Genomic DNA, 25,688 nt, shown 5'->3' with positions numbered 1-25,688 from the left:
CCGGGGGGACTTGATGCTGGACAACCCCGGCGTTCTGGCATAAGCCCGGAATTTGGCCTGGACCGGCCATTTAACCCGGCCGCAATCCCGCATCACTGGAACCCGGTTGTCGCGTTCCGGACGACCTGTCCCGGAGTGTTTCAACCTTATTTTCGGAGTAGCAACATGCCTTTGCAGAGCACCAATCCCTTGACCGGCACGGTCACGAAGCAATTCGACGAATTTACCCCCGAACAGACCGCCGCCGCCGTGCGCGAGACGGCCGAGGGATATGCCGTCTGGAAGAACACCGATTTCGCCCACCGCGCCGAGTGCCTGATCAGCCTGGCCCAGGTGCTCCGGGCCCGGGCGGACGAATTCGCCGCCCTCATGGCCGAGGAAATGGGCAAGCCCGTGAGCTTCGGCCGGACCGAAGCCCTCAAGTGCGCGGGCGTGTGTGAATTTTACGCCCAAAACGGCGAGGCCATGCTGGCTTCCCGGCCGGTGTCCGGCAGCGGACGGGAGGCCTTCGTGGACTTCGCTCCCATGGGCACCGTCCTGGCGGTCATGCCTTGGAATTTCCCCTTCTGGCAGGTCCTGCGCGTGGCCGCGCCCGCGCTCATGGCCGGAAACACCATGGTCTTGAAGCACGCCTCGAACGTGCCTCAGTGCGCCCTGGCCATCGAATCCGCCTTCCGCGAATCCGCCTTTCCCGACAACGTCTTCCGCACCCTGCTTATCGGAGCGCGCCAGGTGGAGGCGGTCCTGGACTTCGATTCGATCATCGGCGTTAGCCTGACCGGCAGCGAGGGCGCCGGGAGCAAGGTCGCGGCGGCCGCCGGAGCGCGTCTCAAGAAGTGCGTCATGGAACTGGGCGGCAGCGATCCGTTCGTGGTCCTGGCGGATGCGGACATCGACAAGGCCGCCGGCGTCGCGGCCATCGCCCGTTGCGGCAACGCGGGGCAGACCTGCATCGCGGCCAAGCGCTTCATCGTCATGGACGAGGTCTTCGACGTCTTTGTCGAAGCCCTGGGCCGGGAGATGGACAAGCTCAAGATGGGTGATCCCATGGCCGAGGACACCGTGGTCGGCCCCATGTCCTCCACCGGCCTGCGCGCGGACCTGCACGACCAGGTGCGGCGCTGCGAGGCCGCGGGCGGCAAGATCGTCAAGGGCGGTGTCCTGCCCGAGGGCGAGGGCGCCTTCTACCCCCTGAGCATCATTGTTGACGCGCCGTTTGACGCCGAGGTTTGCCGCGAGGAACTTTTCGGCCCCGTGGCTCTGGTCTTCCGGGCCACGGACGAGGAACAGGCCATGGCCATGGCCAACGACACCCCCTTCGGCCTGGGCGGTTCGGTCTGGACCAGGGACATCGAGCATGGCCTGGAGTTGGCCCGGCGCATCGAGGCTGGTTCGGTGGTGGTCAACGGCCAGGTTCGCAGCGACCCGCTCCTGCCCTTCGGCGGCATCAAGCGTTCCGGCTTCGGCCGAGAGCTTTCCGACTTCGGCATCCGCGAGTTCGTGAACATCAAGTCGGTTATTTGCGACTAATCGTCGCGTACGGCAAAAGGAAAAGGCCCGGCCAGTTTCGACTGGCCGGGCCTTTGTTATTGAAGACGGATGGCGGGCCTAAGCGCCCTGGTTCTTGATGACAAACCCCTGGTCGGCCAGACCCGTGGAGGAGGGGGTCCCGGCGATGCGGGACAGGAAGGCGTCGCCCAGGTTGGCGATGTGCCCTTTGATGGCGTCGAAATAGTTGTAGTGAGCCTGTTCCTCGTCGAGAATCGTCTCGAACAGTTTCTCGCTGATGGAGTCCCCGTTCTCTCTACAGACCAGCAGGAATTGGTTGTAGGCGTCGATGGTGTCATCTTCCTCGTGGGAGTCGTAGTCGTAGATGACGTCGATTTTCTGGCCGCGTTGCACGGGTTTGGACTTCTTGTCCGTGGGCTCGCCGCCCAATTCCTTGATCCGTTCGGCGAATTGCTCGGCATGGCGCATCTCGTCGATGGCGATGAGCTTCATGTTGGAGGCCAGTTCGCCGTAGTCCATGTCGTCCAGGTTGTAATGCTGGTTCATATACAGATGGATGGCCTGGAGCTCCATGGACCGGGCCGTGTTCAGAACCTCGATGACCTTCGTGCGTCGTTCTTCCTTGCTGGGCATTGGTTCTTCTCCTTTGAGCGCCGTGACGGCCGGTTTGGGGCTCCTCGCGGCATGGTTGTTAGATCATCTCAACCGTTCATGCCTGCGCATGGATTGATTGCGTGAATCGTAACTATCCATTCGTTCCGCGTCAAGACGGGTCGGTGAAATCCGGGGCTGCCTCGACGATTCAGGGTGCTTGTCGAGGGCCCGTTCCGGGTGGTAGACATATCTTCGGGGCGGGGTACCCGGTCCGAATTCGAGACGACGCCCGGAGGCGCAATGGACAGAATCAAAAATATCGCAGTGGTCGCCCACGACAACTGCAAGGACGAACTGCTCGATTTCATCGCTTGCAACCGGGAGGCCCTCCTCCCGCACAACCTGATCGCCACCGGGACCACCGGGCGGCTGGTGGAATCCCTGCTGGCCGAGGGCGGCATGCCCGGCGCGGAGCCCAAGCGAGTCCTGCGCCTCAAGTCCGGCCCTCTGGGCGGCGACCAGCAGCTCGGAGCCATGATCAGCGACGGCAAGGTGGATATCCTCTTCTTTTTCTGGGACCCGATGGAGCCCCAGCCCCACGACGTGGACGTCAAGGCGCTCCTGCGCTTGGCCGTGCTCTACAACATCCCCACGGCCAGCAACCGCTCCTCGGCCGAATTCCTGATCTCGTCGGCTTATTTCGACCACGAGTTCTGCATCAAGCCGGGGCGTTATTTCGAATATGCCGACCGCAATCTGAAATAGCCGGTCGGCCCGAAGGGCCGGGATCAAGACGATAAAAAGGGCTCCCGAGTAACTCTCGGGAGCCCTTGCTTGTTGCCCTTTGGGCGGCTTTCTAAAGGAAAACGTACACGGCCATGAGCCCGGTCAGGGACATGGTGATGGTGTATGGCAGCGCCAGCAGGACCATCCTGCCGTAGGAGAGGCGGATGACCGGCGCCAGCGCGCTGGTCAGCAGGAACAGGAAAGCCGCCTGGCCGTTGGGGGTGGCCACGGACGGAATGTTGGTCCCGGTGTTGATGGCCACGGCCAGCTTGTCGAAGTGCTCCATGGTCTCCTTGACCAGGGCCGCCGCGCCCTGCGGAAGCGTGGCGAGCACGTCGGCCCGCGCCAGGTGGGGGTCCGTCATCTTTGCCATGAGTGCCTGGCCGGTCATGCCGATGTTGGGAATGGCGTTCAGCACGTTGATGAAGTGCAGCTTGGTCTCGGAGATGTAGACCGTGGCCACGAAGACGTTGTCCGAGATGGAGGAGAGCAGGCCGTTGGCGATGAAGTAGGCCACCAACTGGTTTTGGCCCTTCAGACTGAGGACGAATTCGATGATCGGGGTGAACAGCTCCTGGGAGTGGATGACCGCGACCACGGAGAAGAAGACCACCAGCAGGGCGGTGAAGGGCAGGGCTTCCTCGAAGGCGTGGCCCAGTTGGTGCTCCTCGGTGATGCCGGTGAAGGCGGTCAGCAGGATGATGACCGACAGGCCGATGAGGCCGACCGCAGCCAAATGGAAGGCCAGGGCCAGGATCAGCCATATGCCGGTACAGGCCTGGAGGACCAGCTTGAGCTTGCCCTTGGTGCCCTGTTTTTCTTCCATCTGCACGGCGGTTTCCAGCAGGAAGGAGCGGATGTTGCCGGGAAGCTGGTAGCCGTAGCCGAATATATGGAATTGTTCGACCAGCAGGCAGGTCAGCAGGCCGACCACGAGGACCGGCAGGGTCACGGGCGCGGCATGCAGAAAGAAGGGCACGAAGTGCCAGCCCATCTCGCTGCCGACGAGCAGGTTTTGCGGCTCGCCCACCAGGGTGCAGACGCCGCCGAGCGCGGTGCCCACGGCGCCGTGCATCATCAGGTTGCGCAGGAAGCCTCGGAACTGGAGCAGTTCCTCGCGGCTGGTGTCCTTGACGGCGCCGTCGTCCACCAGGTCATGGCTGTCGGTGGAACCCTTGCCGGACACGAAGCGGTGGTAGATGTTGTAAAACCCGTAGGCCACGGCCATGATGACGGCGGTCACGGTCAGGGCGTCGAGGAAGGCGGACAGGAAGGCTCCGGCCAGACAGAAGAGCAGGGCGATAATTTTCTTGGAGTTCACGCGCACCAGGATGCGGGTAAAGGTGAACTGGAGGAAGTCCTTCATGAAATAGATGCCCGCGACCATGAAGATCAGAAGCAGAATGACTTCGAAGTTCTTCAAGGCTTCATGGTACACGGTCTCGGGGGTGGTCATGCCCATGATCACGGCTTCCAGGGCCAACAGTCCGCCCGCTGGTAGCGGGTAGCACTTGAGCGCCATGGCCAGAGTGAAAATGAACTCGGCGATAAGCGCCCACCCGGCCACGAACGGACCTACCGTGAGCATGAGCACGGGGTTGAGCACGAGACAGGCGATGATGGTCAGCTTGTACCATCCGGGCGCGTTCCCGAGAAATGTTTCGACAAAGGTTTTCGACAACGGTGTCTTCATTCGTTTCTCTCCTTCAATACGGCGAAAACGCCCCGGACGGCTGTGTGAGACGGGCGTGCGTCCGTCTTAGCCGAGGCGTAGTGTCGATGAAAAAATCCTTTGCGGGCTATAGGTTACGTGTAGCTTAGTCCTCAATTGCCAAAAAAAAGGCGCCGGTAACGATTACCGGCGCCCCGTCGGCGATCAGTAGAATAACATCAAGGCGGACAGCATGACAACCATGTAAAGCACGGTCATCCCGGCCCCGCTCTTGACGTAATCAATGGTGCGGTATCCGCCCGGACGCATGATCAGGGCGTTGACTTGGTGGGTGGGCAAAACGAAGGTATTGGATGCGGCCACGGCCACGGTCAGGGCGGCCACCCTGGGGTCCACGCCCGCGTTGAGCGCCATGTTCATGGACAGCGGGACGAGCAGGACCGTGGCGCCTACGTTGGAGGCTACCAGGGTGAAGAACGAAGTCAGAACGCCGATGACCGCCAGCAGCACCAGGGCGGACGGCGTGCCCAGGGCCGCCATAATGGTGTCCGCGATGTACTTGGCCGCGCCGGTATTTTCGAAGGCCATGCCGAGCGGAATGAGTCCGCCGAGCAGGAAGACGGTCATCCAGTCCACGGACTGGTAGGCCTCGTCGATGGTCAGGACCTTGGTCAGGACCATGCCCAGGGCACCGGTCAACAGCGCGATGGACAATTGGACGTGGAACCCGAGGATCATGACCAGGGACACGGCCAGCCACATGAGCGCGATCTTGGCCTTGTCCGTGCGCAACAACTCGCCCTTGACGGTCTCGGTGAAGACCAGGTCGGGCAACCCCTTGAGCATGTGGAACATCTCCCAGCGGCCGTGCAGGAGCAGGGCGTCGCCGGACTCGATGATGATGTCCGAAAGCCCGCTGACGAAGATTTTTTCGCCCCGGAAGATAGCCAGGGGCGAAACTTGGAAGCGTTCCCGGATGCGCAGTTCGGCGATGGTCTTGCCCATGAATTCGGAGCGGGGAGTGACGATGCCCTCCATGATGCCCGCGTTGTTGGGAGAGAGTTCCTCGGCAAAGGTGGTCAGCTCGGGCCGAAGCTCCCAGCCGAGATCCTCGGCCATGTGCTCCACGAATTCCTGCGGGCCCACGACCACGATCTGGTCGCCCGGTCTGATGGTCTCATCGGGCAGAGGGGCGAAGATGTGCTGTTTGCCGTGTTCGCGGCAGATGGCCACCAGGGTGCAGAAGTAGATGGGCCGAAGGTCCAGCGCCTTGAGTGGGGAGTCGTTTGTCCAGCCCTCGGGCACGGCCAATTCGAACAGGGAACCGACGTTGTTGTAGGTGCCCGTCAGGATCGAGGACATGGGGCCGGAACTCTCGTCGGCGGACCTGTTGGGCAGGATAAAACGCCCGAACAGGATGAAGTAGATCAGTGCGGCGGCCACGAGCAACAGGCCCACGGGAGTGACGCTGAACAGGCCGAAGGCCTCGTACTTCTTGCCGCCCACGACCATCAGGTCGTTGAGCAGGATCAGCGGGCTGGAGCCGACCAGGGTCAGGCAGCCGCCGATGATGGCGCAGAATCCCATGGGCATGAGCAGACGTCCCACGGGCACGCCGGTCTGGTTGCCGATGCGTTTGGCCGCGGGCAGGAACAGGGCGGCGGCCCCGATGTTCTGCATGAAGCCGGAGATGATGGCCACGGTGCCCGCGATGAGCGTCATGATGCGCGATTCGCTCTTGCCCGCGAAGCGCAGGATGATGCGGGCCATGGAGTTCATTACGCCGGTCTTGTCCAGCCCGGCGCCGATGATGATGACGGCGATGATGGAGACGACGGCGTTGCTGCTCAGTCCGCTGATCGCCTGTTGCGGCGTGACCAAGCCAAGCAGGGGCAGGAGCACCATCATGATGATGCCGACCACGTCCACCCGGACCCATTCGAAGATGAAGAGGAGTACGGCGAATACGAGAACGGCCAGGACCGTTATGATTTCTGGGGTCATGTTGCGTCCTTGGGAAACGTGATGTTTCTACGCTGCGGGCGGGCTTATCTCGCCCGCAACGTAGCTCGGGTGTACACGGGAATACTGCTCCTGTTCTTGCAGACGGCTGCGGAGTCGTCCATGACGTAACGGAAGCTGGGGTCTTTTTCGTGCATCCGGGCGACGATGGCGTTCTCGTCTCCCTGCTGGATCTCGTGGCGGAAGGTCAGGCCCGCGTCGGCCGCCTTCTTATTGAAGTATTCTATGTTGCGTTCGGCCTGGCTGCGGAACCCGGCGAAGTCCCGTCCGGACTCGTCTATGTTCAGGGCCACCAGGGAGCTGCGGGTCTTGCAGGCCATGTCCACGGCGTAGTCGGCGATGCCTCGGGAGAACTCCTGCCCTTTGCTGACGATGAGTATTTTGCATTGTTGCCGTTCGCGGCAACCACAGCCGGCAGCGGCCACGACGGCGGGCGCGGGGGTCACGGATTGACGACGGGTGCCGGTGATGCGCTTGAAAAATGTCTTCATCGAAGATCCTCCCGATTTCTCCAATAAATGATTTTCATGGCAGACGACCCACGTGCCCATACTGCACGTGTTGCAGTTTGCCGCGGCCTGGGCCGCATAATGCCTGTCCACCACTCTCTTGACGGTACTGAAGAGGGCCATGTCTCACTCCTTGCTTTTGGGGTTGGAGATTGCCTGTTCGCCCCTGTCTTTAGGCTTGTGAATCAAAACACATGCCAAATGCGATATCTTTGTTAACATGTTGAAAAATAAGTATTAACCAAAAACAAAACCTTGCATACGCACTCAGTATGATGCGAAATGCAACGCTCATACACCCCATTTTCGCCGGAAGATGGCTATATGGCGTGATCCGGCGGTTTATGCTGGTGATGCAGTATGCAACGGTGTCTAGGGCTGGGGGGCGAAGCCGGGGCAAGGAGCCAGAAAAGGGGATTTACCCTGCAAAATCCCTTTCGGGCACGTCTTGGGTAGATCGGCCTGAAGCTACATTATGACAACGGGTTGAGACGGTTTTTAAAGGCCGTAAATGGCAAGAAGAAAGTTGGCCTGTCCGTTGACGGGGCGAAATTGGCCGGCGTTGCGTATTGCAACCTTAACAACTTCACAGTAGCGTGATAGGTAACTATTATAGGCTAATAAAGCGTCATCGCTTGTGAAAAGGGAATGTTTCTCCCTTCAACGGGTAGCAGGAGGCAACGGTCATGGGCTGGTTCGGCAAACGAAAGTCTTCCGTTCCCCGGGAAGCGGAGCCCGTCGCGGCGCAACCTCCCGAGACGCGGCCCGCCGCGCCTCCGGCCCGGGCTCACGATTCCCTGCGGGAGCAGGTGGAATCCGCCGGGTTGCCGCCGGAAATCCTGGAGACGGCCCGGATCGAGTGCGACCGCCTGGACAGTGTGGACCCGGCCTCGCCCGAGTACGCCATCAGCCTGAATTTTCTCGAAGTCATTCTCTCCCTGCCGTGGAATACGGCCACCCGCGACAACCTGGACCTCGCCCGAGCCGAGGAGGTCCTGAACGCCCGTCATTACGGATTGCAACGGGTCAAGGACCGCATCCTGGAGTTCCTGGCGGTCAAGAGCCTGTGCGCCCGGCGCAATCCGCGCATCCTTTTGGTGGACGACGAACTTATCGCCCGCGAGAACCTGACCATCGTATTTCAGGCCGACGGCTACGAGGTGGAGGCCGTGGGCAACGGGATCGAGGCCGTGGCCTCCATGGAGCGCGAACCGGCCAACATCGTGGTTTCGGACCTCAAGATGGACGGCATGGACGGCATGGAGCTGCTCCAGGTCCTGCGCAAGCGCTGGCCCGACACCAAGGTCATCATGATCACCGGTTACGCCACGGTGAAAACCGCCGTGGACGCCATGCGCCGCGGCGCGGACCAGTACCTGGGCAAGCCGGTCAACCTGACCAAGCTGCGCCGGTATGTGGCCGAACTGTGGGAGCAGAGCCTGCGGGCCCAGCATCTGCGCGGCTTTGTGCTTTGTTTCACGGGTCCTCCGGGCATGGGCAAGACCTCCATCGGCAAGGCCATCGCCGAGGCCCTGGGACGCAAGTTCATGCGCCTGTCTCTGGCCGGGTTGCGCGACGAGGCCGAATTGCGCGGCCATCGGCGGACCTATGTCGGGGCCATGCCCGGCCGGATCATTCAGGGGCTGCGCAAGGCCGGTACCCGCAATCCGGTGATCATGCTCGACGAAGTGGACAAGGCGGTCCAGGATTTTCAAGGCGACGCCACCTCGGTCCTGCTGGAGATGCTCGACGCCGAACAGAACACCGCCTTCGTGGATCACTACCTGGGGCTGCCTTTCGACCTGTCGGGGGCATTGTTCATCTGCACGGCCAACGGGGTGGAGCGCCTCCCGGCCCCGCTGCGCGACCGGCTGGAGGTCATCGAGTTCCCCAGCTACACGCCCGGGGAGAAGTTGCAGATTGCAACCCGCTACCTCATCCCCGAGGTCCTGGCCCAACATGGGCTGGACGAGAAGCTGGTGACCTTCCCGGACGAAACCGTGACCCGGCTCATTGCCGGGTACGCCCGTGAATCCGGGCTGCGCAAGCTCCGGCAGCAGGCCGCTTCGCTGTGCCGCAAATTGGCCAAACGGGTCCTGGCCGAGGGGGCGGGCGCGATTACCGTTGATCCGGTCATGCTCCAGGAGATGCTCGGGGCGCCGCCCTACACCTCCACCCCGGCCCAGACCGCGCCCAAGGTAGGCCTGGCCACCAGCCTGGTCTGGACCGAGATCGGCGGGGAGATCATTTTCGTCGAGGCGGCCCGCATGCGGGGCAGCAAGCAACTCATTTTAACAGGTTCCCTGGGCGAGGTCCTGCGCGAGTCGGCCCAGACCGCCCTCAGTTATTGCCGCAGCCACGCGGCGGCCTTTGGCATCGACCCGGAATTCTACGCCGTTTCGGACATTCACGTACACATCCCGGCGGGCGCGGTCTCCAAGGAGGGGCCGAGTGCGGGCGTGGCCATCACCATCGCGCTGCTCTCCCTGCTTACCGGCCGACCGGTACGCCAGGACGTGGCTTCCACCGGGGAGTTGTCGCTGCTCGGCGAGGTCCTGCCCGTGGGCGGCATCCGCGAAAAGCTCATGGCCGCAAGGAGCGCGGGCATACCCGTGGTCATCCTGCCGCGCGGTTGCGAAGCCGGGGTGAAGTCCATCGAGGACGAAGTGGTCGAGGGGCTGGACATCCGTTTCGTTTCGACCATGGAGGAGGCCGCGGACATCGCCCTGTGCGGGACGGCTATTCCAGGTGGTAACGCTTGATCTTGCGCCATAGGGACACGCGGTCGATGCCCAGGATGCGCGCGGCCTGCGTCTTGTTCCCGGCCGATGAGGCCAGGACCTTCCGGATGTAGGCTTTCTCCATGTCTTCCAGGGTGGGGAGCGGGGCCTTGGTCTCGGTCTGGGCGATCTCGACGGGCAGCAGCTCCGGGGTGAAGGTGGTGCCTTGGCCCAGGGCCAGCGCCCGCTGGACGATGTTCTCCAGTTCGCGCACGTTGCCCGGGAACGGGTAGGACATGAGGATGTCCAGGGTGTCCTGGTCGATGGCGTTGATGGTCTGGCCCGGCTGGCGGTGTTTTTCCAGGAAGTGTCCAATGAGGATGGGGATGTCTTCCCTGTGCTCCCGGAGCGGCGGGGCGTGCAGGGTGACCACGTTCAGCCGGTAGTAGAGGTCCTGGCGGAATTCGCCTTTTTCCACCAGTTCGTGCAGGTCGCAGTTGGTGGCCGCGATGACCCGGATGTCCACCGGGACTTCCTTTGTCCCGCCCACGCGCAGGAAATTGCGTTCCTGCAACACCCGCAGCAGTTTGACCTGCATGTTCAGCGGCAGTTCGCCGATCTCGTCGAAAAATACCGTGCCGCCGTCGGCGGCTTCCAGGATGCCCTTCTGGCCCCGGTTGGCCCCGGTGAAGGCCTCCTTTTCGTGGCCGAACAGCTCTTTGTCCATGAGTTCGGCCGTGAAGGTCCCGCAGTTGATGGCCATGAACCGCTCGTTTGATCGCGCCGAGAGCATGTGGATGCCCTGGGCGACCAGCTCCTTGCCGGTGCCGGTCTCGCCCTGGATGAGCACGTTGCAGTTCATCTGGGCCAGTTGGCGGACGTCCTTCTTGAGTTGCACGAAGGCGTCGCTCTCGCCCACCAGGGGCAGGTCCCGTTTGCCTTGGGCGATGATCTCCCGCAGCCGCCGGACCTCCACGGACAGGGCGTGCTGCTCCAGGGCGCGTTCCACCTGGAGGCGCAATTCGTCGAGCTTGAGCGGCTTGGCGATGTAGGAATGCGCTCCCTTCTGCATGGCCTTGACCGCATTGGCCACGGTGGCGTGGCCCGTGACCACGATGACGATGGTCAGGGGGTGGTGTGCGCGGATGTGTTCGAGCATCTGGATGCCGTCCATGCCGGGCAGCATCAGGTCGGTGATGACCAGGTCGAACTCCTTCTTGTCCAGCTCGCGCAGCCCCTCTTCGGCCGAGGCTATGGCCGTGACCGTGTACCCGCTTCCGGTCAGGACGTGGGTCAGGTTCTCGCGGGCGATGCGTTCGTCTTCGATGACCAGAATGGACGCGGCGGTCATGCGTTCTCCTCGGGCTCAAGGGGCAGTTTGATGGTGAAGGCGGTCCCCTGGCCGGGGGTGGAGTCCACCCGGATGGTGCCCCGGTGCTCCTCGATGATGCCGTAGACGATGTACAGGCCCAGTCCCGTTCCCTGCCCCACTTCCTTGGTGGAGAAGAACGGGTCGAAGATGCGTTGCAGGGTATCCGGGGACATGCCCGGCCCGTTGTCGGAAAGGGTCAGGACCTTGTGGTCCGTCTCCCGCGAGGTCTCGATGCGGATGGTTCCCTCGGCGTCGCCGATGGCCTGGATGGAATTGATGATCAGGTTGAGCAGGGCTTCCTGGAAACGCTGCCGGTCCAGATACAGGGTCACGTCGTCCGGTACGCGGATGTCCACGGCGATGCGTGGTCCGAGCTGCCCCGAGACCAGCCGCACGGCGCTTTTCAGCACCTCCTTGAGATTGCACGGCGCGGGCGAAAAATCCTTATGCCGGGAAAATTCGAGCAATCCCTTGACGATGTCCCGGGCGCGCAGGGTCTCCTGGATGATGTTGCGCATCATCTTGTCCGCGAATTCGTTCTGCCCCTTGGTTTCCTCTTCGAGGATCTGGGCTGAAGTGGAGATGTTGTTCAGCGGGTTGTTCAACTGATGGGCGATGCCCGAGGCCAGCGTGCCGATGGACGACAGCTTTTGGGCCTGGACCAGTTGGGTCTGGCGTTTTTTCAGCTCCTCGACCATGGAGTTCAGGGCCACGAAGACCTGTTGGATTTCATCGCCGTCCTCGCGCACGGCCAGGGGCACGAAGGTCCCCTGGGCGATGCGCCGCGTGGCCGCCTGCACCTGGGTCAGCGGTCCGAGGATGGCCTTGGACACGAAGAAGACCAAGGCCAGGACCACCAGGGCCACCACGCCCATGGAAATGAACAGGGTCATGCGCAGCCGCTGATTGATGTTCAGGATGTTGTCGCGTTCCAGCTCGGCGATGGCCCGGGAGTGCTCCACCAGGTTTTGTCCGGTCTCGCGCAGTGCGTGGGCCGCCGCGCTGTCTTCGCCGACGTTTACCGTGGCCGCGCTGAGCCGGGCCAGCCATTCGCCGTATTCCTTCATGCCCCGGGCCAGGTCCGTGCCGTGCGCCTTGCCGTGGAGCTTGGCGATTTCGCCGGACAGTTCGTCGAGGATGGTCCCGGCCCGGTTGAGATTTTCGCGGCCCACGGAGAACAGGGCGGCGTCCTGGTACAGGAAGAAGTTCTTTTCCTCGCGCCGGATTTCGAGAATGAGGTTGCGCAGATCGTCAGCCCGCTCGACCAGAAGGACGGCCTCCTGGAGCCTGTTCAGGTTGGACAGGGAGAGCAAGGCGATGCAACCGAAGGCCAGGGTGAAGATGGCTATGCCGAGTATGATGGTGTGTCTCAGGTTGGGTCTGACCATGCCGCTTCCCTTCATCCGCACGATTTGCATGTGTTTTCGACACTATGCCGCGCACGGGAAAAAGGCAAGGGAGACGGCGGCCGGGCTGGTCGGGGCGCGGCCGCGCTAGGTTCCCCGAGGCCGGGGAAAAGGCTCAGACGATCAGGTCCAGACGGGGCCGCCTTTGGACCATGGCATCCTGTGTGGCAACCGGATCTCCGGACGTCCCCGCGGCGGTTTCCTCGGCCAGGGCTGCGGCCGGCGTCTGGGGTTGGGCTTCCAGCGGGGCGGGGTTCTCGACGATCGGCGGGGCGGCCTCGGCCGTCTTTTCGCTTCCGCCGTCCCCTTCTTCGTCCCCTGAGGGCGTTTCGTCCGGGACGGCGTCGGCGGCATCGGCCAGGGCCTGGGCGGCCTCGCCCTGGTTCTCGGTCGCCTTTTCCTCCACGGTCTTTTCCATTTCGTCGGTGTTTTTTTCGATCTCGTCGCCGACTTCGTCCGAAACCCTGTCTTCGACTACCGTTTCAAGGCCTTTAACGACCTTGTCGACGGCCAGGAGCCTCTCTGCGTAATTATCAGCCGGGACGGCCTTCATGGCCTGCTTCGCCTGTTGCACTATGCCTTGGAGTTGCGTGTCGAAGCTGTTTTTGATCTTGAGGGAGTCGAGCAGTCCGGCGGTATACTTGGATTCCTTGTAATCGTTATCGAAGAAGTTGGAGGCCAGCATGTTCTTCGACGTGAATCCGGTCAGGTCCACGCCGCTGGTGGGCGCATTGCCTTTTTCGGTGGCGGGCTTGGCCAGAGTGAACGAGGCATGCGTGTTTGAGAGACCGTCGATCTGCATATATCCTCCGGGAAATGTATCAGACCTCAGCGATCATTTTTTTTGTCGGCAGGCCTTTATGTTTCTTTAGACACAATCATCGCGGCTGTGAGGTTTTTTTGCGGAACTCCGGGTCAGTAGTTGACAGTGCAACTAACTGGAGCGTAGATCAACCGCTTCAGAACTGACTGGTCAGTATTAGGCTGGCCCGCAAGGGCCGCCGTCGGCCGCAATGGTCCGATAGATTCAACCGCAACGGGTGGCGCCATGAAGAAAGAAGACAACGAAAAGGAACAACGCATCCTGGACACGGCGGCGGAGCTGTTTTCGCGCCGCCCGTTCCACAAGGTCCTGTTGAGCGACGTGGCCCGCGTGGCCGCCGTGGGCAAGGGGACCCTGTATCTTTACTTCAAGAGCAAGGAAGATCTCTACTTCGCGGTCCTGTTCCGGGAGTTTTCCTCCCTGATCGAGTCCATGCGCCGCTTTCTGGACGAGAGCGACCTGCCCCCGGATGAAGAACTGACCGGCGTGATCCGTATTTTGGCCGAGCACATTTACGCCCGGGCCTTCAATCTCGAACTTGTCGGTTTCGTGGTCACCTGCCCCGTGACCGACGAATGGAAGCGGTTGCGCGCTGATCTGTGGGGCCTGTTCGAGAGCATCATCCGGCGCGGCGTCGCCCAGGGGCTGTTCCGCGACGAGGATCCGGCCCTGACGCCCCGGTACATCTCCGGGATGATCCGGGCGGTCTGCCTGTTCGCCCCCGAAGGAGCCGAACTGGACGGGCTGTGCCGTCACGCGGGGAACTTTGTCCTGCGCGGGCTCTGCGTGGGGCGCTGAGCCGGATCGCGCATTACGTGTTCATTTTTATTGAGGGAAACCGATGACGAACGAGAATCCGAACAACGACGCCGCGGCGGCGGAAAAGCCTGCCGGGGCGCGCCGCCGACTGAAATCCCGGAAAATGTTGTTTTTCCTGGGCTTGGCGGCCATTGTCCTGGCCGTGGTCCTGGGCTACCCCCTGTATTTGGGGATCATGTCCCACGAGTCCACGGACGACGCCTTTGTCGAGGCTCATGTGGTCTCCATGAGCCCCCGCGTGGCCGGACACGTGGCCCGGGTGCCGGTGCACGACAACCAATGGGTGGAGAAGGGCGAGCTTTTGGTTCAGGTGGACCCGCGCACCTTCGAGGTGGCCCTGGACATCGCCCGGGCGCGGCTCCAGTCCGCTAAGGCGGCCATGGAAGAGGCCGAGGCGGAAGTTGCGGCGGCCCGGTCCCTGATGGCGCAGCGCGCCGCCGCCCTGTCCTCCAACCGCGCGGCCATGGCCCAGGCCCGGGCCGGGGTGCAGGAGTACACCGCAGGGCACGACCGCGACGAGAACGATTTCAAGCGCATGGACGAGATGGTCGAGGCCGGGGCCGTGTCCCGCCAGGAGTACGACCATGCCCGCGCTCAGGCGGCCGTGTCGCGGGCCAAGCTCCAGTCCGCCAAAAAGAATATCGACACCCAGTCGGCCCAGATCCGCCAGGCCCAGGCTTCCGCCCAGGCCGCCGGGGACGGGTTGCGCCAGGCCCAGGCCGCCGTGGAGCAGCGGCAGGCTGAGGCCCGCGAGGCCGAAGCCCAGGTCCGCCAAGCCGAGCTTGATCTGTCCTACACCCGGATAACCGCCCCATGCGCGGGCTTTGTGACCAAGAAATCCGTGGAGCCGGGAGCCTATGTCCAAGTGGGCCAGAAACTCCTGTCCGTGGTCAGTCGCGACGTCTGGGTGGTGGCCAACTTCAAGGAGACCCAGATTTCCGGCATGCGGCCCGGCCAGCCCGTGGACATCGAAGTGGACGCCTATCCCGGCGTGGACATCAAGGGCCACGTGGACTCCATCCAGCGGGGCACGGGCTCGCGCTTCACCCTGCTGCCGCCCGAGAACGCCACCGGCAATTTCATCAAGGTGGTCCAGCGCGTGCCGGTCAAGATCGTCCTCGACCGGCCCAACGGCGAGGACGGCCGCCTGCTCGCGCCCGGCATGTCCGTGATCCCCCGCGTGAACGTGGCCGTCCAGAGTGACGATAACCGGTCGGCATGCGCCGAACAGACCCGCGCAACCGCCGTGCAATAGCCATGAATCGGTACAGGGACCCGGAGCTCATGGCTCCGGCCGAGCGATGGACCATTGCCTTCACCGTGGTCTTCGGGGCCTTTATGTCCGTCATGGACACCAGCGTGGTCAACGTGTCCATGCCCCACATGATGGGCAGCTTCGGCACGGACCTGTCGGCCATCACCTGGGTGGCTACCAGCTATTCCATCGCCGAGATTATCATGGTGACCATGTCCGGCTGGTGGAGCGCGCTCCTCGGGCGCAAGAACTTCTACCTGCTCTCGTTCGCCCTGTTCACCATAGGCTCCATCCTTTGCGGCACAGCCACCAGCTTTCCCCAGATGATCGTCTACCGGATCATCCAGGGCATCGGCGGCGGGGCGCTCATCCCGGTGTCCCAGGCCATCCTGCGCGAGACCTTTCCCCCGGCCCAGCAGGGCATGGCCATGGCCCTGTACGGCATGGGCGTGGTCCTGGCCCCGGCGCTGGGGCCCATCTGCGGCGGCTGGCTGACCGACGCCTGGGGCTGGCCGTGGATATTCTACATCAACGTGCCCGTCTGCGCCCTGGGCATGCTCCTGACCATGCGTTTTGTGCATGATCCGCCGTTTTTGCGGCGTGGCATCCGTTCCGTGGACTGGCTCGGCATCGGGTTGCTGACCGTCTGTCTGACCGGCATGCAGGTGGTCCTGGAACGGGGCAACGACGAGCAGTGGTTCGAATCCCCCATGATCATCTGGTGGACCGCGGCCACGGTCGTCTCCCTGCTCATCCTGATTTTCTGGGAGCTGCGGAGCGACGAGCCTGTGGTCAACTTTCGCGTGCTCAAGGACCGCAACCTGGTGCTCGGCTCGGTCATGGGCCTGGTCTTCGGCATATCCCTGTTCGGGACCACCTTCGTCCTGCCCCAGTTCACCCAGAAGATCCTCGGCTACCCGGCCTTCGAATCCGGCCTGGTCCTGGCTCCGCGCGCCCTGGTCCTGCTTCTGTTCATGCCGCTCGCGGGCTGGGCCTTCCAGCGGGTGGGTGCCAAGCCGCTGCTCTTTGCGGGCATCGGGGTCATCGGCCTGGCCTATTACGAACTCATGCAGCTCTCGACCACAGCCGGGTATCTGGACCTTATCCCGCCTCTGATCATCATGGGCATCGGCATGCCGTTCATGTTCGTGCCCCTGTCCACGGTGTCTCTGATCTCGGTGGACAAGAGCCTGATCACGGACGCATCCAGCATCTACACCCTGACCCGGCGGGTGGGCGGCAACATCGGTTACAGCCTGGCCGCCGTGCTGCTGGATCGAGGGGTGGCCATCCACCGCGTCTACCTGACCGACCACATCAGCGACCTGAGCCAGACGACCCAGGATTATCTGGCCCAATCGGTCCAGATCCTGCTGGCCAAGGGCATGGGCGCGGCCCAGGCCCTGCCGCTGGCCTTGGGGTTGCTCGAAAAGAAAGTCCTTCGCCAGGCCACCATGCTGGCCTACAACGACATTTCCTTCGCCTTCGGCTGCCTGTTCTTCGTGCTCGTGCCCATGGTTTTCCTCATGCCCGGCCGGGCGGTCATCCGGGCCCTGACCGGCGGGGGGAAAAAATGAGCGCCGGTCCGATCCGCCCGCCTCTTGCGCGAGCGGGCTCCATCCGCTAGGTACTTTTCCATGACGCCAGCCATCAACGCGGCCAAGAAGGCCAAGATCCAGTACACGGTCCACGAATACGAACACGATCCCGCGGCCCCGTCCTTCGGGGTGGAGGCGGCCGAAAAGCTCGGCGTGCCTCCCGAGCGGGTCTTCAAGACCCTGGTGGTGGATGCGGGCGGCAAACTCGCCGTGGCCGTGGTGCCGGTCCTGCTCAAGCTCGATCTCAAGTCCATGGCCAAGGCCCTGGGGGCCAAGAAGGCGGCCATGGCCGAGGTCAAGGTGGTCGAACGGACCACCGGCTACGTGGTCGGCGGGGTCTCCCCGCTGGGCCAGAAGAAGCGGCTGCCCACGGTCATCGACGAATCCGCCGGAGAGTGTCCTACCCTGTTCGTCAGCGGCGGCAGGCGGGGACTCGACATCGAACTGGCCCCTGCCGACCTGGCCGGGCTGACCAGGGCGTCCTTCGCTCCCATCGCCCGCTAGCTCCGTCCTTTCCGGCTCCCTCCGTCCCTGTTCCCGCCGCAAAAAGCGGTTGTCATCCGTGGTCGCCTCTCATATTGTGTCCATTCGGGCATAATGTCGTGTCCCGGCAAACCTGGAAGTCAGAGACGTCATGAGCACATCAACCACGCTATTTCCCGAAGAATCCACGATTCCCGAATGCTTCCGCATCGACTCCCCGCTTGAGGTTTCCGAATATCTGCTGCACGGCCGCATCGAGCGCTGGGAGGGGGAGACGCAACGCGTCGATTCCGCCATCGAAACCGCCATCAATGGGGTCTACGCCCCCAAACACCTGGGCTCATGCCCGGTCATGGACGAGAAGGCAGGGGCCGCTGCCGTGGCCTCAACCCGGGCGGCCTGGGACAACGGCATGGGGGCCTGGCCGACCATGTCCGTCGCCGAGCGGATCACGCATGTGGAGGACTTTACCCACCGCATGATCGGGGCGCGCGACGAGATCGTTCGCCTCATGCTCTGGGAGATCGGCAAGCCGCTCAAGGAGTGCCGGGTGGAGTTCGACCGGACCATCGAGTACGTCCGGGACACCATCGACGCCCTCAAGGAACTGGACCGGACCTCGTCGCGTTTCGTCATCGAGTCCGGCATCTACGCCCAGATCCGTCGGGCGCCGCTGGGGCCGACCCTGAGCATGGGCCCGTACAACTATCCTCTGAACGAGACCTTTGCCACGCTCATCCCGGCCCTGCTCATGGGCAACCCCGTGATCATCAAGCCTCCGCGCCACGGCAAGCTCCTGTTCGCCCCGCTCATGGAGGCCTTCCGCGACTGCTTCCCGGCGGGCGTGGTCAACCTGCTTTTCGGCAATAGGCGCATGATTACGCCTATTCTCGAATCCGGGGCCATCAACGTTCTGGCCTTCATCGGCTCCAGCGAGGCGGCCAACGCCATGCGCCTGTCCCATCCGAGCCCCAACCGGCTGCGCTGCATCCTCGGTCTGGGGGCCAAGAACGCGGGCGTGGTCATGGAGTCCGCCGACATGGACCTGGCCGTTTCCGAGGCCGTGTCCGGCAGCCTGTCCTTCAGCGGCCAGCGTTGCACCGCGCTCAAGATCCTCTTTGTCCACGAGAATATCGTGGACGAGTTCCTGCGCCGCTTTGTCGAGAAGCTCGGGACCATGCCCCTCGGCATGCCCTGGGAAGAGGGTGTGCGCATCACGCCCCTGCCCGAGCCGGGCAAGACGCAGTACCTGACCGATCTGGTGCGGGACGCCGAGGCCCACGGGGCAGGGATTGTCAATCCGGGTGGCGGAGCCGTGGACCGCTCCCTGTTCCATCCCGCCGTGGTCTATCCGGTCAACGAGAAGATGAAGGTCTATCATGAGGAGCAGTTCGGCCCGGTGGTCCCCGTGGTCCCGTTCGCGGACGTGGAAACACCCATCCGCTATATCATCGAGTCCCGCTACGGCCAGCAGATGTCCATCTTCAGCGACGATGCGGCCGAGGTGGCTTCCCTGGTGGACCCCATGGTCAATCAGGTCTGCCGGGTGAACGTGAACTGCCTGTGCCAGCGCGGCCCGGACGTCTTCCCTTTCACCGGCCGCAAGGATTCGGCCGAGGGTACCCTGTCCGTGGGTGACGCCCTGCGCTGCTTCTCCATCCGCACGCTGGTGGCGGCCAAGGGGACTTCGCGCAACAAGGAACTGCTCTCGGACATCGCTCGCGAACACATGTCCAATTTCCTGTCCACGGACTTCATCATGTAGCCGGATCGCGTCCGTCTTTCGCGTCGAAAAGAGGAGAGGCTTGGAAGGCGACTTCCAAGCCTCTCGGTGTAAGGTGTCTCGTTTCTCGACGGTTTGTCCGTTCTCTCGTTCATCTTGCCCATGTCATCGACAGGAGGACTGTCCGGCGGCATCCGGCCCGGCACTATGCCGGACCGGCCCAGATCGCCTAGAGGATGCTGTCGTTGCCGGAGTCGATGATGGTCTGAACGAGCTGGTTCAGATCGGCACTGGTGGTAATTTCCACCGTTTGATTCACCGCGTCGTGCACCGGAGCCACCCCAAGCAGGTTGACCGTGATGTCGTCGCTTCCGTCGATGTCGGAGAACACCAGGCTGACATCGTTGCTGTCCGAAGTAATGGTTACGTTCGCTCCTTCCATGTTGCCGAGCGCGAGGCGGTCGTCGTCGCTGAAGTCGGCGACGTTGACCGTGCCCGTATCGTCGCCCAGGTGAACCGGGTCGATAACGATGGTGTCGTGACCGGCTCCGGAGGACACGGTGTCGCCGTCCGCCGGGAAGAGGACGTCGTTGCCGGCGCTGCCCGCCAGGGTGCCGGAACCGCCGGTCGCGCTCGAAGTGTTGACGTTCAGGGAGACCTCAATGAAGGCCGTATCGGTGCCGCCGAATCCGTCGGACACGGTGTACTCGAAGACATCGGCCACACTGTGGTCCAGGTTCTGCCAGCCGCCTTCGCCGTCCGTTTCCGGGGTCGGGGTGTACGACCATTCGCCGGTCTCGTAGATCTTCAACGAGCCGAACTCGCCGTCCACGGTCCAATAGTCGCCGTCCAGGTCGGAACCCGAACTCGGAGCGTTGCCGGGTACGTTGCTGGAGTCGATGTCGCTCACGGTCAGTTCCATGAGGCTCGGATCGCCGCTTGCCGCCGCGTCGTCGAAGGTCACGTTGTCCACGTCGTAGTCGTTGGCCAGAACGTTGCCCTCGGCCGATCCGGTCAGCAGGTTGTCGCCGCCGGTGACCGTGGTCAGGCTCTCCATGCCGAAGGAACCGTCCGGGATGAAGACGATGGTATCGAACTCGAAGCCCGGGGTGATAAACACCGCGTTGCCCACGTTTTCGTACATGACCGGGGCGCCGCCACCGATGGGGTAGACCCAGGCGTTGACGTGGTTGTTGCCCTGGGCGATGAACTCGATGCTGAACGAGCTCTGCGCAGTGTCGAACTCGAAGGTGATCTGTTCCTTGCCGTTCTGATCGTCAACCTTCTGGTCGTCGCTCGTGCCGTTGGTGTAGATGCCCAGATGTTGATCATTGCCCCAGGTGGTGAACTGAACGTCGCTGATTGGGTTGTTTTCGGTGTCGAACGCTTCGGCGGTCACGGTGTAGCCCGGACCGTAGATGATCGAGCCGGACACGCCGCTCCAGTCGTCGATGACGGTTTCCACGGTGTTCGTGATGAATATTTCGTGTGAACCGTCGTGAACCGCGACGGGCGAGTCGTTGGCCCCGCCGATGGTGATGGTCAGGGTGGCGGTGTCGGTCAGCGCGCCGCCGGTCTGGTTGTCGCTGACTTCGTAGGTGAAGACGTCGGTGACCGCCGGGTCGTCGCTGTTCAGCGGATCGGTGGCCGCCTTGTCTTCCACATAGATGTAGGAACCGTCGTCGTTCAGGTACAGGGTGCCGAATTCTCCTTCCACGATGTGGTCGGATATGTACAACTCGCTGATCCGTGCGGGCGGGGTGCCTGTGCCGGAGTAAGCGATGGAGTCCACGGTGAGTTCGGGGGTGCCGAGGTCGCCGAGGTCCACGTTGTCCACGTCCGCGTCGTTTTCGAGCACGTTGCCGGATACGGCGCGGGCCGGGGCGTCATCCACCGCCTCAGTGAAGCCGTGCGTATCGATGGTGGCGACGGGCGAGTCGTTGGCCCCGCCGATGATGATGGTCAGGGTGGCGGTGTCGGTCAGTGCGCCGCCGGTCTGGTTGTCGTTGACCTCGTAGGTGAAGACGTCGGTGACCGCCGGATCGTCGCTGTTCAGCGGGTCGGTGGCCGTCTTGTCCTCGACGTAGTGGTAGCTGTCGTCGTTGTTCAGGTACAGGGTACCGAACCGGCCTTCAATGACGAGATCGGCGGTGTAGGCATCGCTGACCCGCACGGGCGGGGTGGCGGGGCCGGAGTACTCGACGTCGGATACGGTCAATTCGGGAGTGCCGCCGTCGCCGAGGTCCACGTTGTCGATGTCCGTGTCGTTGGCCAGGACATTGCCGGACACGTCGCCCGGGACCGCGTCGTCGATCGCCTCGGTAAACGAATTCACGTCCACGGTGGCGACGGGCGAGTCGTTGGAGCCGTTCACCGGGATACGCAGGTAGGCGTAATCGTACTTTTCACCATCCCACATGGCGTAGCCGAAGTATTCGTCCGGGGTGTCGCCGATGTTCAGCGGGTCGGCCCTGGTCTGGTCCAGGGTGTACTCGTAGGAGCCATCGCCATTGATGACCAGGGTGCCGAATTCGCCTTGCACGGTCAGGTTGCCGTCCGCGTCCGGCGTGCCGTCATGCTGGCCGGAACCGTAACTGTAGATGCCGACCACGCCCAGTTCCACGAGGCCGTCGGGGTCGGTGGGGAGCAGATCCCGGTAGGCCGGGTCGAGGTCCTCGTATCCCACGTTGTCGATGTCGGAGTCGTTGTGCAGCACATTGCCGTATACGGCGGCGATGCCCGCTATTTCAGTGCCCTGCTCGATAACGCCGGTGGATACGTCGTCAACGGCGTCGGGCGCGTCGTTGGTTCCGGCCACGGTGATGGTCAGGGTGGCGGTGTTACTCACGTTGCCGTCCGGGTCCGCAGCCGTGTACAGGAACTGCTCAAGCACTTCCTGCCCCTGGCGCAGGGGGGCTGCCAGGGTTTCGTCCAATACATATTCATAAGAGCCGTCGGCGGATACGGTCAGAGTGCCGTATTGGCCGTTGACCTGGGTGCCGGTGTCTGAAACGACCGTCGGGCCCGGGTTGTTGCCGGTGAAGTCGTTGCCGGGGAAGTCGATGGTGTTGACGATGAGTTCGGTCTGGATGCCGCCGGTCTCGGGGTAGTCGATGTTGTCGCCGTCATAATCGTTGAGCAGCAAGTTGCCGGTGGCCAAGCCAAAGGAGTCCTGGCCTTCGTAATGGCCGTTTTCGCCGCCTTCGCGGTTCCAGCCGCTCTCGATGACCTGATTGACGTCGTCCACGGCCACCGGGGGGATTGGCCCCGCTTCGGGCAGGTCGATGGTGGCGGGCTCCAGGGTGGGGAAGGTCTGGCTGCCGTAGGCGTCACCCTGCGGGCCCAGGGCGTCCAGGCCGTCGAACAGGGCGCCGGGATCGTCGTTGTAATCGCCCGCGCCGGAGCCGGAAGTGGCCGCGCCCGCCGCAGTTTCAATATCCTGCTCGGTCACGGGCTGGTCGTTTTCAAAGGCGAAGAGGTAGACCTCGCCCTCGATCTGTTGGCCGTCGAGCATCTCGAATACGGGCAGGGTGTTCGCGTCGGCCAGGGGCAGATAGTCCAACAGGATGATTCGGCCGCCGCCTTCAACGAGAATTTCAAGGTTGTTGCCGTTGCCGATGAACTCCGCTTCCGCGAGGTCAAAGGTGAACCGTACCAATGCGTCCGCCGTCAGCGTATACGAGGCGGATTGGCCCGCACCAGGCAGCGAAACCTGGATTACTGGGCGTTGGGTGGTGCTGGTGTCGGTCATGATGTCCTCCTTTGAAGGTATGAAATATATCGGGTCGTCGTGCGTATTTTTCTGGTCCACTTAAATATACGAATCGGCTATAAATACGGGTACAGGAATAAAGTGTGTTATCCCAAGGTGTTTAGCTGTTTAAAACGCCTTCGAAAGGTGTCCGGGAGCAGGGGCGGAGCAGGGGAGGGGAAAAGAGGTTTCCACCATAACAAAGTGCAATCAAGCAGGGGTTTGCACACAAATATGTGGAAAATTGTTTTGACGGAGAGTTGTTTTCAACTATTTAAACAAATGATTGATAATAATTATCATTATGAATTTATGGACTATTTCCCATAAAATAGAAAATAATAATAAATTTTCGATATTGGTGTGAAGGAATTTATCCCCAGGAAGGATTTCGCAAAGCTTAGTTTCCCGCCATCCGCTTTGGCAGCCGCCCGTATCGCCGTGCTCCATTGTCTGCCAGGCCGCGGCAAAATCCCGGTCCGCAGCGGTAGAAGGGGGCTGGACCGCTCTTCAAAAAAGGTGCGCGGGTCCCCCTCGATTTCTATTTACCTGCCGTAAGACCCGGTATATGGGATTCCCATTCTCGGGCGTATTGTCACGGCCCGGGTGGCCTGCAACTTCGGGAGGCTTCATGAGCCTTGCGTGCGAGACGTCGTCCGTCTCCTTTTCGTCCTCTTCCGTTCGTCCGGCGACCCTGGAGGACCTGCCCCTTCTCGAAATCCTTGAGCGGACCGGTTTCAGCGAGAACCGGCGCGCATCCCGAGCCAGCCTGCGCCACAGCATCCAGAGCCCGTCCCAGATGGCGCTGGTCATCGAGGGCAAGGCCAAACGCAAAAAACCGGTCCCGGCGGGGGGGGCCGTGGTCTTTCAGTACAAGCGTTCCCTGCGGATCTATTCCCTGGCCGTGCTCAAGGAATACCGCATGCTTGGCCTGGGCGAGGCCCTGATCCGGCATATCGTGGAGTTTGCGGCCAGCCATGGTTACGAGCGCGTCACGCTGGAAGCGGACATGAACAACCCCAAGCTGGTCAATTGGTACCGCAAGTTCGGTTTCGAGCCGGTGCGTTCCCTGCCGGGCTACTACGGCCCGAACGAGCCCGCCGTGCGCATGGTCCTATCGCCCGCAAACCGCGACGGGTCGCCCGAGAGCGTGGTCATCGTTGTGGACGAACCCGGCCGGGTTCGGGACTGTTGCCCGGGCGTCCAGTTCGTGTCGGCCACGGATTACCTGGCGGACACCAATTATGCCGGGTCCAACCGGTTTCACGTCCTCAATCTGTGCACCTCGTACAAGACCCATTCCATGGGCTATTACGTCTCCCTGCTGGCCACCGCCCGCAATCACCGCGTGACCCCCTCGGTCATGACCGTCAAGGACGTGACCACGCCCCTGGTGGCGCAGAGTCTGCTTGACGAGATCAAGGACACCATCCACCCCAGGGCACTGCCGGGCAAGGGCGGGGTCCTGGAGTTGACCATCCTTCTGGGCCGCACCCCGGATCCCTGCCGGGCGGAGTTGGCCCGCAAGCTTTTTTCCCTGTTCGCGGTTCCGTTCTTCACCATCACTATGGAGCGTCAGGAGGACGGCTGGAAGTTCCGCAAGGTCAAGCTCCTGCACCTGCGGCAGGTGGCCCGGGACTGGCCCGAGCTGCTGCGCACCGCGCTGGAGGCTTTTTGCCTGAAGAAGCGTTACAACCGGCCCAAGCTCAAGCGTTACCAGTATGACCTGGCCATCCTGGCCGACGCGGCGGAGCCCACGCCGCCGTCTTCGCCCATGGCCCTGGAGAAGTTCCGTAAGGCGGCGGAAAAAGTGGGCTTCTTCGTGGAGTTCATCACCAAGGCGGATCATCGGCGCATCTGCGAGTTCGACGCCCTGTTCATCCGCGAAACCACGGCCATGGACAATCACACCTACGCCATGTCCCGGCACGCCTACACCGAGGGGCTGGTGGTCGTGGACGACCCCTGGTCCATCATGCTGTGCTCCAACAAGGTCTATCTCCAGGAGCGGTTGGCCCACGCCGGCGCCAACCAGCCGCGTGGCTGGCATCTGACGCGCAAGGAATGCACGTCCGATTTCCTGCGGACCCTGCCCCTGCCCTTGGTCCTGAAGCTGCCCGAGAGTTCCTTTTCCCTGGGGGTGTTCCGGGTGAGCTCGGTGGAGGAACTGGGGGACAAGCTGGTCGAGATGTTCAAGCACACGGACCTGGTCATAGCCCAGGAATTCCTGGTGTCGGCTTTTGACTGGCGGGTGGGGCTGCTCGACGACAAGCCTCTTTTCGCCTGCAAATACTACATGGCCAAGAATCACTGGCAGATTTACAACTGGCAGGAGAGCGACGACCAGGACGGCGAGGACTTCAGCGGCCGGTCCGAGACCGTGCCCGTGGAAGAGGTCCCGCCGCACATCCTCAAGGCCGCGATCCAGGCCTCGTCCCTCATCGGCAACGGTTTCTACGGAGTGGACCTCAAGGACATGGGCGGCAAGGCCTATGTCATCGAGGTCAACGACAATCCCAATGTGGACGCGGGCATCGAGGATCTGGTCCTGGGCGATGCGCTTTACGAGCGCATCATGCGCTCCATCTACAACCGCATCGAGGCCGAACGGCACCAGGTGCGCTACATCTATTAGCGAGGACGCAA

General features: G+C 62.6%; 17 protein-coding genes. 9 read left to right on the top strand and 8 right to left on the bottom strand.

Going from position 1 to position 25,688, the window contains the following annotated elements; translation table 11 throughout:
* Window positions 1-165: 165 nt before the first annotated feature.
* On the top strand, window positions 166-1,530 hold the full coding sequence (locus tag J0909_RS03540; RefSeq protein WP_207260515.1) for an NAD-dependent succinate-semialdehyde dehydrogenase: 1,365 nt from the start codon (window positions 166-168) through the stop codon (window positions 1,528-1,530).
* Between the two features lie 78 nt (window positions 1,531-1,608).
* On the opposite strand, the gene J0909_RS03535 is transcribed toward J0909_RS03540, so the two are convergent.
* Complete coding sequence (locus J0909_RS03535) at window positions 1,609-2,142, bottom strand: ferritin-like domain-containing protein (RefSeq protein WP_207260512.1); 534 nt, start codon at window positions 2,140-2,142, stop codon at window positions 1,609-1,611.
* Between the two features lie 261 nt (window positions 2,143-2,403).
* Here J0909_RS03535 and J0909_RS03530 point away from each other — a divergent pair, with 261 nt between their 5' ends.
* Window positions 2,404-2,868: a methylglyoxal synthase gene (locus tag J0909_RS03530; RefSeq protein ID WP_207260510.1), complete on the top strand. Its 465-nt coding sequence runs from the start codon at window positions 2,404-2,406 to the stop codon at window positions 2,866-2,868.
* A 91-nt stretch (window positions 2,869-2,959) separates the two neighbouring features.
* On the opposite strand, the gene nhaB is transcribed toward J0909_RS03530, so the two are convergent.
* The 3 genes from nhaB to J0909_RS03515 all read right to left on the bottom strand — a co-directional run bounded on the left by nhaB (window position 2,960) and on the right by J0909_RS03515 (window position 7,074).
* A complete protein-coding gene (gene nhaB / locus J0909_RS03525; protein WP_207260508.1) occupies window positions 2,960-4,582 on the bottom strand; it encodes a sodium/proton antiporter NhaB in 1,623 nt (540 codons plus the stop codon).
* Window positions 4,583-4,765: 183 nt separating this feature from the next.
* Window positions 4,766-6,565, bottom strand: a complete 1,800-nt coding sequence (locus J0909_RS03520) for an SLC13 family permease (protein WP_207260506.1) — start codon at window positions 6,563-6,565, stop codon at window positions 4,766-4,768.
* 44 nt (window positions 6,566-6,609) lie between these two features.
* Window positions 6,610-7,074 carry a putative universal stress family protein gene (locus J0909_RS03515; RefSeq protein WP_207260504.1) on the bottom strand — a complete coding sequence of 155 codons (465 nt, stop codon included), beginning with the start codon at window positions 7,072-7,074 and terminating at the stop codon, window positions 6,610-6,612.
* Between the two features lie 704 nt (window positions 7,075-7,778).
* Here J0909_RS03515 and J0909_RS03510 point away from each other — a divergent pair.
* On the top strand, window positions 7,779-9,854 hold the full coding sequence (locus J0909_RS03510; RefSeq protein WP_207260502.1) for a S16 family serine protease: 2,076 nt from the start codon (window positions 7,779-7,781) through the stop codon (window positions 9,852-9,854).
* Here J0909_RS03510 and J0909_RS03505 read toward each other — a convergent pair.
* From J0909_RS03505 to J0909_RS03495, 3 genes are all read right to left on the bottom strand, one after another.
* Window positions 9,832-11,163: a sigma-54-dependent transcriptional regulator gene (locus tag J0909_RS03505; RefSeq protein ID WP_207260500.1), complete on the bottom strand. Its 1,332-nt coding sequence runs from the start codon at window positions 11,161-11,163 to the stop codon at window positions 9,832-9,834. The genes J0909_RS03510 and J0909_RS03505 overlap by 23 nt on opposite strands.
* Complete coding sequence (locus tag J0909_RS03500) at window positions 11,160-12,572, bottom strand: sensor histidine kinase (protein WP_207260498.1); 1,413 nt, start codon at window positions 12,570-12,572, stop codon at window positions 11,160-11,162. The genes J0909_RS03505 and J0909_RS03500 overlap by 4 nt, the downstream gene beginning before the upstream one ends.
* Before the next feature lie 133 nt (window positions 12,573-12,705).
* Window positions 12,706-13,392 (bottom strand): hypothetical protein, encoded by a 687-nt coding sequence (locus tag J0909_RS03495; RefSeq protein ID WP_207260497.1) that lies wholly within the window; start codon window positions 13,390-13,392, stop codon window positions 12,706-12,708.
* Window positions 13,393-13,638: 246 nt separating this feature from the next.
* Between J0909_RS03495 and J0909_RS03490 the strand changes: the two genes are divergently transcribed.
* The 5 genes from J0909_RS03490 to J0909_RS03470 all read left to right on the top strand — a co-directional run bounded on the left by J0909_RS03490 (window position 13,639) and on the right by J0909_RS03470 (window position 19,333).
* The gene (locus J0909_RS03490; RefSeq protein ID WP_207260495.1) at window positions 13,639-14,211 is read left to right on the top strand and encodes a TetR/AcrR family transcriptional regulator; all 573 of its coding nucleotides are present in this window, start codon (window positions 13,639-13,641) and stop codon (window positions 14,209-14,211) included.
* Between the two features lie 43 nt (window positions 14,212-14,254).
* Window positions 14,255-15,487 (top strand): HlyD family secretion protein, encoded by a 1,233-nt coding sequence (locus tag J0909_RS03485; RefSeq protein WP_207260493.1) that lies wholly within the window; start codon window positions 14,255-14,257, stop codon window positions 15,485-15,487.
* Entirely contained in the window at window positions 15,451-17,064 is a 1,614-nt protein-coding gene (locus tag J0909_RS03480) for a DHA2 family efflux MFS transporter permease subunit (RefSeq protein ID WP_286181731.1), read from the top strand. The genes J0909_RS03485 and J0909_RS03480 overlap by 37 nt, the downstream gene beginning before the upstream one ends.
* 60 nt (window positions 17,065-17,124) lie before the next feature.
* Window positions 17,125-17,589 (top strand): Cys-tRNA(Pro) deacylase, encoded by a 465-nt coding sequence (ybaK, locus tag J0909_RS03475; RefSeq protein ID WP_207260491.1) that lies wholly within the window; start codon window positions 17,125-17,127, stop codon window positions 17,587-17,589.
* A 130-nt stretch (window positions 17,590-17,719) separates the two neighbouring features.
* Window positions 17,720-19,333, top strand: coding sequence for an aldehyde dehydrogenase family protein (locus J0909_RS03470; protein ID WP_207260489.1), 1,614 nt, complete (start codon window positions 17,720-17,722; stop codon window positions 19,331-19,333).
* Window positions 19,334-19,520: 187 nt separating this feature from the next.
* Here J0909_RS03470 and J0909_RS03465 read toward each other — a convergent pair whose 3' ends face one another.
* Window positions 19,521-23,042, bottom strand: coding sequence for a cadherin-like domain-containing protein (locus J0909_RS03465; RefSeq protein WP_207260487.1), 3,522 nt, complete (start codon window positions 23,040-23,042; stop codon window positions 19,521-19,523).
* A gap of 631 nt (window positions 23,043-23,673) precedes the next feature.
* Between J0909_RS03465 and J0909_RS03460 the strand changes: the two genes are divergently transcribed.
* Entirely contained in the window at window positions 23,674-25,677 is a 2,004-nt protein-coding gene (locus tag J0909_RS03460) for a GNAT family N-acetyltransferase (RefSeq protein WP_207260486.1), read from the top strand.
* Window positions 25,678-25,688 lie beyond the last annotated feature (11 nt).

This window comes from Desulfovibrio sp. Huiquan2017 (assembly GCF_017351175.1).
GTDB lineage: Bacteria > Desulfobacterota > Desulfovibrionia > Desulfovibrionales > Desulfovibrionaceae > Pseudodesulfovibrio.
The sequence above is the reverse complement of the archived record's forward strand: the minus strand, read 5'-3'. Positions and strand labels throughout refer to the sequence as shown.